10 protein-coding genes are annotated in these 13,243 nt (G+C 63.8%); all 10 read right to left on the bottom strand.

The annotated features are described in order from the left end of the window. Positions 1 to 119 precede the first annotated feature (119 nt). The 10 genes from HX783_RS00680 to treZ all read right to left on the bottom strand — a co-directional run bounded on the left by HX783_RS00680 (position 120) and on the right by treZ (position 13,224). Positions 120 to 881, bottom strand: coding sequence for a PIG-L deacetylase family protein (locus tag HX783_RS00680; protein WP_177015568.1), 762 nt, complete (start codon positions 879 to 881; stop codon positions 120 to 122). Positions 882 to 1,057: 176 nt separating this feature from the next. Next, a complete protein-coding gene (locus HX783_RS00675) occupies positions 1,058 to 1,717 on the bottom strand; it encodes a glycosyltransferase family 2 protein (RefSeq protein ID WP_177015567.1) in 660 nt (219 codons plus the stop codon). Beyond that, the gene (locus HX783_RS00670; RefSeq protein ID WP_177015566.1) at positions 1,714 to 2,313 is read right to left on the bottom strand and encodes an SAM-dependent methyltransferase; all 600 of its coding nucleotides are present in this window, start codon (positions 2,311 to 2,313) and stop codon (positions 1,714 to 1,716) included. Before HX783_RS00670 ends, HX783_RS00675 begins: the two co-directional genes overlap by 4 nt. Next, a complete protein-coding gene (locus HX783_RS00665; protein WP_177015565.1) occupies positions 2,310 to 3,068 on the bottom strand; it encodes a PIG-L deacetylase family protein in 759 nt (252 codons plus the stop codon). Before HX783_RS00665 ends, HX783_RS00670 begins: the two co-directional genes overlap by 4 nt. After that, the gene (locus HX783_RS00660; RefSeq protein ID WP_177015564.1) at positions 3,065 to 4,063 is read right to left on the bottom strand and encodes an acyl-CoA dehydrogenase family protein; all 999 of its coding nucleotides are present in this window, start codon (positions 4,061 to 4,063) and stop codon (positions 3,065 to 3,067) included. The genes HX783_RS00665 and HX783_RS00660 overlap by 4 nt, the downstream gene beginning before the upstream one ends. Position 4,064: 1 nt before the next feature. Beyond that, positions 4,065 to 6,221, bottom strand: a complete 2,157-nt coding sequence (glgX, locus tag HX783_RS00655; protein WP_177015563.1) for a glycogen debranching protein GlgX — start codon at positions 6,219 to 6,221, stop codon at positions 4,065 to 4,067. A 129-nt stretch (positions 6,222 to 6,350) separates the two neighbouring features. Further along, a complete protein-coding gene (locus HX783_RS00650; RefSeq protein ID WP_159956218.1) occupies positions 6,351 to 6,620 on the bottom strand; it encodes a DUF2934 domain-containing protein in 270 nt (89 codons plus the stop codon). Positions 6,621 to 6,644: 24 nt separating this feature from the next. Further along, positions 6,645 to 9,401, bottom strand: coding sequence for a malto-oligosyltrehalose synthase (locus HX783_RS00645; RefSeq protein WP_177015562.1), 2,757 nt, complete (start codon positions 9,399 to 9,401; stop codon positions 6,645 to 6,647). After that, entirely contained in the window at positions 9,398 to 11,482 is a 2,085-nt protein-coding gene (gene malQ, locus HX783_RS00640) for a 4-alpha-glucanotransferase (RefSeq protein WP_177015561.1), read from the bottom strand. Before malQ ends, HX783_RS00645 begins: the two co-directional genes overlap by 4 nt. Continuing rightward, a complete protein-coding gene (gene treZ / locus HX783_RS00635; protein WP_177015560.1) occupies positions 11,479 to 13,224 on the bottom strand; it encodes a malto-oligosyltrehalose trehalohydrolase in 1,746 nt (581 codons plus the stop codon). The genes malQ and treZ overlap by 4 nt, the downstream gene beginning before the upstream one ends. Positions 13,225 to 13,243: the final 19 nt, after the last annotated feature.

The following is a 13,243-nucleotide window of genomic DNA, read 5'->3' as shown; positions in this document are numbered from 1 at the left end:
TGTGCCTGGTGCTCAGTTGACCGCTGTGCTGTATCGGGCATGTTTCAGGAAGTGCCCCGGGTTAAACGCTGTGTATCCTCGGCTGCGCGGTACACACTGTGATACATACGCCTCGCGCCCTAGGCGAACACGATCTCATAGGGCTCGCGCATCCGCTCCAGCAGTTCCTGGGCGAGCATCGGCGCCAGGCCGATCGACGGGTCGCCGACCAACTGGCTTGCATACGCATGGGCGGCGTGGAGCTTGCGCGCAACGCACCAAGTGTCCAGGCGCACCTTGTGCGCACGCTGCCACGGGATCATCGCACCTTCGCGCACCGGCCAATGCCAGGCCCAAATGGGCAATTCATACAGGCGCGCGCCAATCAGGCTACAGGCCTTGGCGCTGGCACGGCCGACGGCGTCGTGGTCGTCATTGCCGTCGTTGCGCCAGGTGGTGAACACCACATCGCCGGGCTGCAGGTAGCGTGCGATAAATTGGCTCATCGGCTGCTCGCGGGCCGCCAGGGCGTCGTCGCAAAAACCACCACGAATCCACTTCAAACTGTGCAATGGCATGCCCAGGCGACGCAGCGCTTCGGCACTTTCCTGAGGGCGAATCACACTCAAGCGGCTCGCCGGCCAGGCGTTGGAGCCGGGGTGGCTGGCACTGCCATCGGTGATCGAAATCAGCAGCAGTGGGTGTTCGCGGCTGCTGAGCAGTTGCAGCAGCCCGCCGCAGGCCAACACCTCGTCGCCGGGGTGCGGGGCGATCACCACCACACGCGCGCCGGGCGGCACGAGGGTTGAAGGTGCGACGGTGGGGATTTGCGCCAACTGCGGGGCGCTGTTCCAGATTTGCGCGGGGCCGCGGCGGCCCTCGCCTAAGGAGGCAGGCTTCATGGGTGTCACATCCTTGTCAAATGGTGCTGGGTCGTACCCCGTTGACGGGACGACGCTCTTTTAGTCAGCGCAGACTCCGCTGCGCGGGTGCGACACTCCAACCCTGGAGTGCCAGCGAGGCAATGTCAGCATAGTCAAGGATTGGTCGCTTTTACATCTTGTAATGTCGATTTTTTTCAGGAGGCCTGCATCAGGCTTTTCAGATAGTCGCCAAACCCGCCTTGGGCGCGGCAATCGAGGCGCGCGCTGGTGATGACTTGCGGGGTGTGGCTCCAGGCGATAGAGGCGCCGCAGCGTTCCAGGTTACGCACCAGTTGCACATCTTCGTGGCACGCCAACGGCTCAAAACCACCGGCTTGCACATAGGCGCCGGCACTCACGCCCAGGTTGGCGCCGTGCACATGCCGATGGCCTTCGCGTGCCTCATACGCCTGGTTGTAGCGAATTTGCGCGGCCGGGTCGAAATCTTCGCTCCAGGCATCGACGGTGACCGTGCCGCACACCGCGTCGGCGCCCAGCGCCAATTGCGCCACCAGCCAGTCGGGCGCTACGCGGCTGTCGGCGTCGGTGCAGGAGATCCAGCGCGCGCCCAGATTCAGCAAATGGCGCGCGCCCACCCCGCGCACATGGCCCACATTGCGGGCCTGTACGTGCAGGCTCTGCACCGGATAGGCCTGGGCGATGGCGGCACTGCCGTCGTCGCAGCTGTCGAGTACCGCGAGAATCTGTACCGCTTCGCCCTGCAGTCCGGGATGGTTCGCAGCAATCAGGGCGGCGTTCAGGCACTCGGCCAACAGGGCTTCTTCGTTATGCACCGGGATCAGAATGCCGATCATCGCAAGCCCTCGTGGGACGCGACCGAGGTGCCGTCGCGGCTCCATAGATCGAGTAGGAAATCGCTCTCGTGATGCTGCGCAACAGGCGGCATGCCCAGGCGTTGTTGCAGCAATGCGTGCACCTGTTCGGCGGTTTGCGGGCAGCCGTCGATGGCCGGGCGCCAGTGGCAGGCCAGCAGTTGGCCGTTGTCGGTCAACGAGGCGAGGGCGCGATCGATCAGACGGTGCAAATCTTCGGCATCGAGGTAGTAGCACAGCTCGCTCAACACGATCAGTTCGAACGGCTCCGTCGGCCATTGTTCGGGCAAGCGGCTTTGGTGCACCTGCGCATGGGGAAACCCCAGCAAGCGGTTTTTCGCCAGCGCCACGGCAGCGGCGGCCGTGTCACAACACACCAGGCGATCACAGCGCGGCGCCAGTTCGGCACTTAGCTCGCCATTGGCGCAGCCGGGCTCGAATATCGAGGTGTAGCGTGGTCGGGTCAGCACCGCCAAGGTCAGGGCACGCTTGCGCCGCTCGTACCAGCGTTGGCGGAACGCCCAAGGGTCGTCATTACCGGCGAACAGTTGATCGAAATAGGGCGTGGCAACGCTCATACAAACACCACTTCAAAAGGTTGCAGCAGGCGCTCCACCACATAGGGCGCGAGCACCGGTGGCAGGCCGATCTGCGGGTCGCCTTCCAGCTGGCTGGCGAAGGCGTGAATGGCGTGGCGTTTGCGCGCGACCGCCTCGGGTGTCAGCAGGATTTTGCGCGCGCGATGCCACGGCACCTGGCTGTCTTCGGGGGTTGCCCAATGCCAGGTCCACACCGGCAGTTCGTAGAGCGTGGCGCCCACCGCCTGGGCGGCCTTGGCACTGGCGCGGCCGACGGCTTCATGGTCGCAATGACCGTCTTCGCGCCAGGTGGTGAATACCACATCGGTGGGCTTGAGGTGGCGTTGTATAAAGGCGCACAAGTGCTCTTCACCGGCTGCCACCTGGCTGTCGGCAAAACCTGCGCGCAGCCATTTCAGGCTGTGCAGCGGCAAGCCCAGACGGTGCAGAGCCTGGGCCGACTCTTGCGGGCGCACCACGCTCAAGCGTTCCACCGGCCAACGCCGGGAGCCTGGATGACTGGCGCTGCCGTCAGTCACGGAAATCAGCTGAATCGGCCGCCCGAGCGAGGCCAGGCCTTGCAACAGGCCGCCACAGCCGAGCACTTCATCGTCCGGGTGCGGGGCGATGACCACCGCGCGGTGACCTTCGGGCACCAGTTGCTCGACGCTGATCTGCGGCAGCTCAGCCATATGGGACGACGCTTGCCACTGATGCAGCGGCGTGCCCTGGCCGACAATCGGATTAGGTTTCATAACTGCCACCTCCGTGTGGAATCGCCAGCGACCAATTCACCCAAGGCCGCCAGGTCACGTTCGGCGTGACTTTGCCGCACATACACCGGCAAATCCGCCATCAACTGCGCGAAGTGCGGGTCTTTGCAATAAGGCCCGGCGCCGACCGCGCGGCCGACATGCTGAATGACTTGCTCGACGGTATCCTCAATGCAGGCGCGCGCCTGCTGAGCCAGTAGGCGCGCATCGGCCCGCGGTTCGCGGTCGATCTGTTCGGCACTGTCACGCAGTACGCACGCGGCGCTGTTCAGCACACTGTCCACCGCGCCCAGGTGGGCGAGGGCGTGAGGTTCAGGGCGTTTGGTGCATTGCTCGCGCAACACTTCGGCCAGGCGTTGCGCGCCGCCATACCAACACGCCGCGATGCCGACGCCGCCGTGCCAAAAACCGGGCCGGGAGAGGTAATCCCCCGGCCCGCCGACCGCGATGCCCTTGGTCTCTTCAAACACAATTTCGACGCTGCCCGTGGCCGCCATGCCCACGGCGTTCCAGCCTTCATTGGTGACGGTGATGCCGGGCTGGTCCATGTCCACGGCAACCAATTGCTGGCGGTCCTCTTCGTCCCAGGCGGTCAACAACCCATGGCTGACCACGGCCGCCCCGGAACACCAGGCCTTGCGCCCCTCGACGAGCAACCGATGGCCGTCGCGACGCACACGTACCTTGGCCGTTGGCGGCTCGGCAGCCCACATGCCCCAAATGCTGCCCAGTGGCGGCAAGGGGCTGTCGAGTTCGGCGATGATCGCCAAGGCATCGGTATGGCCTTCGAACAGCTTGCACAGGCGCAAGTCATGCCCCGCCACTTGGGCGAGGCCGCTGAAGCGCGCCAAGGTCTCGCCGCTGCCGGGCAATGGCAGTTGGTCCAGGCCTTCTTCCTGAAGCGCCTTCAGTGCGTCACCCAAGGCCTGCGTGTCCGCATAGCTCCGGTAGCCTTGAAGGAATCCATGCAGGGCCATCTCACACCTCGTCGTGCTGCAGTTCAAACAGTAACAACGAGCGGCCGGTCACGGCGTACTCGTGCTCGAAATCAAAGCGTTCCTGGCCACGCACCGCAGGGTCATTGGTGTCGAGCATACAGGTCCAGAATTCACCCTCCGGCACCGGCGGCAGGCGGAAGTTGACCATGTCGTGGTGGGCGTTGACCACCAGCAGCAGGGTAGCATCGCCACCCGGCCGACGAATCCCGGTTTCCTGAGCGCGCCCGTCCATCAGCATGCCCAGGCAGCGGCCCTGGCTGTCCTGCCACTGCTCAATGCTCATCTCGCTGCCGTCCGGCGCCAGCCAAGTCACATCCTTCACGCCGATGTCTTCATTGTAATCGCCGACCAGAAAGCGCCCACGGCGCAGGATCGGGTACGCCAGGCGCAGCTTGATCAGGCGTTTCACAAACTTGAGCAGCGCTTTGCCGTCGTCGTCCAGGTCCCAGTTGACCCAGCCGATTTCACTGTCCTGGCAATAGGCATTGTTGTTGCCATGCTGGGTTCGCGCGAATTCGTCACCGGCCACCAACATAGGCGTGCCTTGGGCGAGCAGCAAGGTGGCGAAGAAGTTGCGCATCTGGCGCAGGCGCAGCGCGTTGATTTCCGGGTCGTCGGTGGGGCCTTCGACGCCATGGTTCCAGGACAGGTTGTTGTTGCTGCCGTCCTGGTTGTTCTCGTCGTTGGCTTCGTTGTGCTTGTCGTTGTACGACACCAGGTCGTGCAACGTGAACCCGTCGTGGGCGGTGATGAAGTTCACCGAGCTGTAGGGGCGTCGACCGCGCTGGTTGAACATCTCGCCCGAAGCGGTCATGCGTGCGGCGAAATCGGCCAGCTGGCCGTCGTCGCCTTTCCAGAACGCGCGCACGGTGTCGCGGAAACGGTCGTTCCACTCGACCCAGCCGGGCGGGAATTTACCCACTTGATAGCCGCCAGGGCCGCAGTCCCAGGGTTCGGCGATCATTTTCAGCTGGCGCAGCACCGGGTCCTGGCGGCAGGCCACGAGGAAGCTGTGGCGCTCGTCGAAACCATCGCGATAACGGCCCAGAATGGTCGCCAAGTCGAAGCGGAAACCGTCCACGTGCATCTCGGTGGCCCAGTAGCGCAGGGAGTCGGTGACCATTTGCAGCACGCACGGGTGGCTCAGGTCCAGGGTGTTACCGGTGCCGGAGTCGTTGATGTAGAAGCGCTTGTCGTCGGGCATCAAGCGGTAGTACGAGGCGTTGTCGATACCGCGCATGGACAGGGTCGGGCCACGCTCGTTGCCTTCGGCGGTGTGGTTGTAGACCACGTCGAGGATCACTTCCAGCTTGGCTTCGTGCAGGTGCGCGACCATTTCCTTGAACTCGGCGATCTTGCCGCTGGCCAGGTAACGCGGGTCCGGGGCAAAAAAGGCGATGCTGTTATAGCCCCAATAGTTGGTCATGCCTTTTTGCAGCAGGTGCTGGTCGTTGACGAAGGCATGCACCGGCAGCAGTTCGACCGACGACACGCCCAACTGGCGAATGTGCTTGAGCACATCGTCTTCCATCAACCCGGCGCAGGTGCCGCGCACTGACTCGCCCACCGAAGGGTGGCGCATGCTGATGCCGCGCAGATGGGTTTCGTAGATGATCGTACGGTCCCACGGCACGCGCACCGGTTGGTCGTTGCCCCAGGTGTGCGCCGGGTCGATGACCTTGCACTTGGGCACGAAGGGCGCGCTGTCGCGCTCGTCGAAACTGAGGTCATCATCCGGGTGGCCGATGGTGTAGCCGAACAGCGCCTCGGACCATTTGAGTTCGCCCACCAGCTGTTTGGCATAGGGGTCGATCAGCAATTTGTTGTGGTTGAAACGGTGGCCGTTGGCCGGGTCATACGCACCGTAAACGCGGTAGCCGTAAATCAGCCCAGGGTGGGCGTCGGGCAGGTAACCGTGGAAGGTTTCATCGGTGTATTCGGGCAGTTCGATGCGCTCCAGCTCGATTTCGCCGGTGTCGTCGAACAGGCACAGCTCGACCTTTGTGGCGTTGGCGGAGAACAGCGCGAAGTTGACGCCCAGGCCGTCCCAGGTGGCGCCGAGGGGGAAGGGCAAACCTTCACGAATCCGCGACGGCTCGTTTTCCGGCGTCGCTTGGTTTTTATCGGGTTTGCTCATTGTGTTGCTCCTGCAAAGGTCTTTTTTCGGGCCGAGCGCGACCGTGCCGACGATCGTTCAGCTGACGCATGGAAAGTGAAGTGACCGCCTGACGACAGTGTCGGCAGACGGCCCATGAGGTCGAGAGCGTTAAGGCTTGGGTTTTTTCGGCGCTGCCGGTTTTTTCGCTGCCGGTGGTGCCGGCTTGCTCGCGGCGGGCGCAGGGGGCTTGGCTTTTGGCGCAGGCTTGGGCGCGGTCTTGGGTTTGGCGGCTGGCTTGGGCTTGCTCGGCGTCAGCGCTTCCGCTTCGGCCAGCTTGCGTGCCATCTCCCAGTGGCGCGCGTCCTCCCCGTGGGGCTTACCTTCGGACTCCCAGATCTGATGCGCCAACTCGCGAATGCGTTTGTCTTCAGTACTCATCACAAAACTCCTCACAGAAAATTTTCAGCTTTCTTGATCATCAGGATTGATAAAGACATTGACCGGGAAATCCCCCAGGGCAGCGCTGATCAACAGCTCCTTGTTTGGTGTGACTGCGCCTGTATGAAAAAGTCCCTTCCAGTTTTGTGTTGTCACGGCGAACGGTAATTTCACCCGCGTATCGCCCCAAACCTGCGCATTGATGTGGGGCTGTTCACCGTTTTCCAGCAGGCGATGAGGCCAGCGTGGCACCACCACCAGCAGGCGTTTACCGTGATGCTCGCGGCAGAAAGCGACGACGTGATCGGCCTGTTTGCCGATGACTTCCAGCGGTGTGTAGCTGCCGCTGCGGAAGAGCGCGGGATCAGCCTTGCGCAAGGCTAAAACCTCAGCAATCAGCGCCTGTTTGATACGCCCGTCGCGCCAGTGGGACAACAGCTCGCCGACGTCCGGTGGTGCATCCAGCGCGCGTTGCCGTGCGTTGAAATCCACCGGTCGACGGTTATCCGGGTCCACCAGGCTGAAATCCCAGAACTCAGCGCCCTGGTACAGGTCCGGCACACCCGGCACGGTGATACGAAGCAAGGATTGCGCCAGGCTGTTGACCGCGCCGGCCGCCGCGATGGCGTGGGCGGCGTCGCCCAGGGCACTGCGCAATGCGTTGCCTGCTTCGCTGAGCAGCAGGCGCGTGAGGAAGGCCTCGACGCTTTGCTCATAGGCCTCGTTCGGCGCGCTCCAGCTGCTTTGCAGCTTGGCTTCGCGCAGGGCTTTTTGTTGCCACTGCCACAGGCGCTGTTGATAGGCCTGAAAGTCCGGGTTGGCATCCAACGGCCAACTGCCCAGCAGCACTTGATAAAGGATCAGCTCGTCACCGGCGGACGGGCTGTTGGCGTCGTCGCGCAACGGTGCCGCGAGGGTGCGCCAGTGTTCGATCTGCTCGGCGTACCAAGGCGCACATTCGCTGAGTACCGCCAGGCGCGCGCGGCTGTCTTCGCCGCGTTTGTGGTCGTGGGTGGCGGTGGCCAGCAGGTTGTCGGGAAAGGTCTGCAAGCGCTGTTGATTGACCGCGTGGAATTCTTCCACGGGGGCACTGAACTGCTCGGTGCTGAAGCCCACATCGTTACGCGACAGCAGCACCGCCGAGCGATAGAACGCAGTGTCTTCCACGGCCTTGGCGGCGGCGGGCGAGGTCAGTTGCTGGAAGCGCACGCAGGCGTGCTTGAGTATCTTGCGTTCACGGCCGACTGGGCGATTGCGCCAGGGTTGGCCGCCGAGCCATTTTTCCAGGTGATCAAGCACCGGCCAGTCGCCTTCGCTCAAGGTACTGCGGGCACCGGCCAGGGCCTGCAGGAAAAACACATCATCGCGTTCGCTGCGCCCGCGCGCACTGATGTAGGTGCGGTACACCGGGAAGTGCACGATCAGTTCCTGCAAGGCGCGGCGAATAGCGCCCAGGGTCAGGTCGCGGGTCATTACATCATCGCGGGCCACTTGCAGCAGGGCTTGGGCCACGCTTTCAAAGTCACCGGCCAGGGAGCCGTTGAGGATTTGCTGGCGCGCCAGCCAGGCTTCTTCGATAAACGCTGAAGGCCGTTCGCTGTGGCGGGTCCACAGCTCGGCAAGCGGTTCGAAGCCTTGAGGATCATGTTGCAGCAGTGACAGCTGGTTCATGAACTCGTAGCCCGTGGTGCCGTCGACTTTCCAGTCTTCGCGCAGGGTTTCGCCTTCGCCGAGGATTTTCTCCACGAAGATCGGCAGGTGCCGCTCGGGCGCCAGCGAATCCACGCGACGGCGCAGCTTGCGGCAGTAACCGCGCGGGTCGGCCAGCCCGTCGATATGGTCGATGCGCAGGCCATCCACCAGACCCTCGCTGATCAGTTCGAAGATCTTGCCGTGGGTGGCTTCGAATACGGCCGTGCGTTCCACACGCAGGCCGCCCAACTCGTTGACGTCGAAGAAGCGCCGCCAGTTGATGTCGTCCGCGGCGGTGCGCCAGCTGGCGAGGCGGTAAGTTTGCTGTTCGAGCAAGTGATGCAGGCGGGCAAAACCTTCCGGTTGGCGCCCGTCGAACTCGCTAAGGCGCTGCTCAATAGCGTGCAGTACGTCGCTTTCGGTAGCACGTTCGGCCAGCGCCTGCTTGAGCCACGCCGCTTCGTGGTAGGCGTCGTCCTGATAGGCGAGGGCGTTGAAACGATCGGCCAACGGCCTGAGCAGGTCGTCGTTGCCGAAGATCAGCGCGTAATCGCGCGGGCAGATCGGGAAGCGGTGTTCGTAATGCTCGACGTAAAACGCGCCGTGCTCGGCATCGAACTGCAGCACCAGCGTGCCGGTTTGCAGGGCTTCGCCGTAGTCACTGCCGAGAAACGGCATCAGCAGTTGGCCCTTGAGCAATGGGTCGGGCGAGTGCCATTGAATGTCGAAAAACTCGCTGTAGGCGCTCAAACGGCCCCACTCCAGCACGTCCAGCCACCACGGGTTATCGGCGCCGCCGACGGCCATGTGGTTGGAGACGATATCCAGGATCAGGCCCATACCGTGTTCACGCAGCGCCGCGACCAGGCGGCGCAACGCCGCTTCGCCGCCCAGTTCAGGGTTGACGGTGGTCGGGTCGACCACGTCGTAACCGTGCATGGAGCCGGCCCGGGCGCTGAGCAGCGGTGAGGCGTACAGGTGGCTGATGCCCAACCGGGCAAAGTACGGCACCAGCGGCACCGCGTCATCCAGGGTGAAGCCTTTATGAAATTGCAGGCGCTGGGTCGCGCGCAGGGGCAGGTCTTTCATCGGTCACGCTCATGGGCTTGGTTGCGCGCGACGGCCAGCAGTTCGAGGCGGCGGGCGGCGCCGGCGTTGTCGAGCAGGCTGGCAGCCTCGCCCGGCAGGCGGCGACGCCAGTTGGGATGGGTGTCGGTGGTGCCGGGCAGGTTGGCTTGTTCCTCAATGCCCAGCGCGTCTTCCAGCGGCAGCAGCACCAGCGGCGCACGGGTGTGGCCGAGGTAGCGCACGCTGGCGTCGATCATATGGTCGGTGTCGTTGCGGATCTCATCGACGAAGTTTTGCGGGTCCTGGCTCAAGGCCTGGCGCAGCGCCTGGCGTTCACGCAGGCGGTGCTCGCTCCATTGCTCCACGGTCGGCGCGTCAATCAGGCCGAGTTGAATGTTCCACTCGATGTCGCGGCTGTGCCACCAGCCATTGAGCGTCGGCAAATCGTGGGTGCTGGTGGTCGCCAGGGCGTTGTCCGGCCAGTCGAGGATCGGCTTGAACTGGCCATCGTGGCCTTGTTCGAACAGCAGCACACGCATGCCCAGGATCGAGCGGCCGCTGAGTTTTTCGCGCAGGCCGTCGGGCACGGTACCGAGGTCTTCACCCAGCACAATCGCCTGGTGGCGGTGGGATTCCAACGCCAGCAGCCGCAGCATGTCGTCGACCGGGTAATACAGGTAGGCGCCTTCGCGCGGCGAGGCATCCATGGGGATCACCCACAGGCGCTGCAGGCCCATCACGTGGTCGATGCGCAAGCCGCCGGCGTGGGCGAAGTTGGCGCGCAGCATCTCGATGAAGGCGCGGAAACCATGGCGTTTGAGACCTTCAGGGGAAAACGCCGAGATGCCCCAGCCTTGACCGGCGCGGTTGAGAATATCCGGCGGCGCGCCCACCGTGAGGTTGGCGAGCAATTCATCCTGGCGGCTCCAGGCCTGGCTGCCGCCGCCGTCGGCGCCAACGGCCAGGTCGGCGATCAGGCCGACGCCCATGCCGCTGCCCCGCGCGGCTTGTTGCGCGCGTTCCAGGCAGCGCGCGATCAGCCACTGGCTGAAGGCGTAAAAGCCGATTTCTTCCGTGTGTTCTGCGGCAAACTCCACCAGCGCCGGGCTCTGCGGGCTGCGCCAGGCTTCGGGCCAGTGACGCCAGTCGAGGTCTTCCCCGGCAGCGGCGCGCACGGCTTGTACGGCTTCGAAGCGGCAGTGGTTTTCCAGGGCTTCGCCGCCGGCCTGGCGGAAGCTCAGGAAGTCGGCATGCTGGGGGTGCTGGCCGTGGCGGAAGTCTTCGTACAAGGCACGCAACAGGCGCTGCTTGGCCTTGGCCGCGGCCGGCCAGTCGATCAGCGTGTGTTGCTCCAGTGTGTGCAATTCATCCGCCAGCCCGAGGGCGTCAATCGCGTTGCGCACTTCGCGCTCGCCGAGGATGCAGGCGGGCGAGGCGTACAGGCTATTCAGAAACAAACGGCTGGAAGGCGAATAGGGGCTGTAACGCTCGGTGTCGGCACTGAACATCGCGTGCATCGGGCTGATGGCCAAGGCATCGGCGCCGCGCTCGGCGGCGGAGCGTGCCAGGTGTTCCAGGGCTTGGGTGTCGCCAAAACCGCCGTCACCCAGGCGGCGCAGCGCATACAACTGGGCACTCAGGCCCCAGGCGCGCGCCGGTTGGCTGTCCACGGCTTCGGCCACGCTGTAGCAGTGCGTGGGCGCCACGGCCAGGGTGAACGTCTGGTCGTCGATGTGCACCTGGTGGTAACCCAGCGCAATAATGCCGGGCAGCACGCCGTCGCCGTCGAGGCGCAACTCCAGGGTTTCACCGTCTTCCAGGCTGACCCGGCACGGCGTGTCTGCGGCGAAGTAGCGTGCCAGGTCGAGGCCTTCGCCGGTGTCGACGGTCATCAACGGTGGCAAGTGTTTGTCTTGTTGCACCTGCTCCAGTTCGCGCAGGCTGGCATCGATTTCGGCGTCGGTATCGGCCGGGTGGCCCAGGCCTTTGAGAACGGCACGCAGGGCGTCGGGTTTCACATGTTGCGGGCGGCCGTTTGCGTCGATCCAATCGACGGCCAGGCCCGCGCGGCTGGCGAGTATTTCCAGGTTCGCTTCGCTCAAAGGTGCTCTCCAACAGGGAATAGGGCGACGCGTGCGCTGAACGGCGCCAAGTGCGCCTCGTCCGTGGCAGGCGTCTCGAATAGCAGGTGCGTCGGCGCGGGGTGGTCCAGCGGCGTGTCGCCAAGGTTCAGGTCAATCTGCAACACGCTGCCGTTGCCCAGGCGCCAGCGCGCGGTGACGGCGCCGTCAGCCAGTACCTGTGCGCCCAGCGCCACGCTGCCGGGCAGGTGCGGCACGACATGCAGGTGACGCAAGCTCAGCAGGTGCCGGTAAAACTGGCTGTGGGTGTTCTCGGCAAAGCCGGGTGCCGATTGCAGAAAGGTCGGCAGGGCATTCGGGTCGGGGATATGTTCGCGCCGCTCCGGGTCTTTGAACGCCGCAAAGTCGGCGAACTCGTTGCGCCGGCCTTCGCGCACGGCTTCGGCCAGTTCGCCGTGGTGGTCGGTAAAGAACAGAAACGGCTCTACGGCGTTGACCTCGTCGCCCATAAACATCAGCGGGATCATCGGCGACATCAGCAATAACGTGGTGGCCGCTTTGAGCGCCTGGGGCGAGCACAATTGATGCAGGCGCTCGCCCAGGGCGCGGTTGCCGATCTGGTCGTGGTTCTGCAAAAACGCCACAAAGGCGCTGGGTGGCAAGTCGCCGCTGGGTTCGCCGCGCTCATGGCCATGGCGGGTGGTGTGGCCTTGATAGATGAAACCTTCGCTCAGGCAGCGTGCGAGCTTGTCTGTCGGATTTTCGGCGAAGTCGCTGTAATAGGCGTCGGTCTCGCCGGTCAGCAGCACATGCAAGACGTTATGGAAGTCGTCGTTCCACTGCGCATCGAAATCATGCGTCAGCAGGCTGGCCTGGTTGAGTTCGTTTTCCAGCATCAGCCATACGTGACGACCGGTGTCCACCTGTTGGCGTACCCGGTGTGCCAGTTCTTTGAGGAACCCCGGGTTGTCGATGGCGTGCACCGCGTCCAGGCGCAGGCCGTCGAAGCGGTATTCCAGCAGCCACATGAGTGCGTTATCGAGAAAGAAATCCCGCACTTCACGCCGATCAAAATCAATCCCGGCGCCCCACGGCGTGTGCACGTCTTCCTGAAAGAAGCCCTGGGCGTATTGGCCGAGGTAATTGCCGTCGGGGCCGAAGTGGTTGTAGACCACGTCGAGGATCACCGCCAAACCGTGCTCGTGGGCGCTGTCGATCAGCTGTTTGAGTTGTTCGGGCGTGCCGTAGGAGGATTGCGGCGCGTAGGGCAGAACGCCGTCGTAACCCCAATTGCGCTCGCCGGGGAATTGCGCCAATGGCATCAGTTCAATCGCAGTAATACCCAGCTCAGCCAGGCGTGGCAGTTGTTGTTCAACCGCAGCGTAGCCACCCAGTACGCCAACATGCAGCTCATAGATCACGGCTTCATGCCAGGGGCGACCTTGCCAGGTGCAGTGTCGCCATTGATAGGCGAGTGGGTCGACGACCACGCTCCAACCATGCACGTCCAGGGCCTGGGCCCTGGACGCCGGGTCGGGTACATCCATTTCGCCGTCGATGTTGTAGCGGTAGCGAGTGCCCGCCGGGCACTTTATCTCTATCTCAAACCAGCCTTCTGCCTGGGGCAGCATGGCGATGGATTTGCCGTCTTCCAATTCAACGCTGACATAAAACGCGTCTGGCGCCCACAAGGCAAAACGCGTGTGTTGCGCGTCCAGCATGATTGCGCCGTGGGGCCAGGTTTCCAGAGTCCGTGACGGCATCTATGAAGCCCTCCCTTGA

Origin of the sequence: Pseudomonas sp. D2002 (assembly GCF_013385735.1) — a bacterium.
GTDB lineage: Bacteria > Pseudomonadota > Gammaproteobacteria > Pseudomonadales > Pseudomonadaceae > Aquipseudomonas.
The sequence above is the reverse complement of the archived record's forward strand: the minus strand, read 5'-3'. Positions and strand labels throughout refer to the sequence as shown.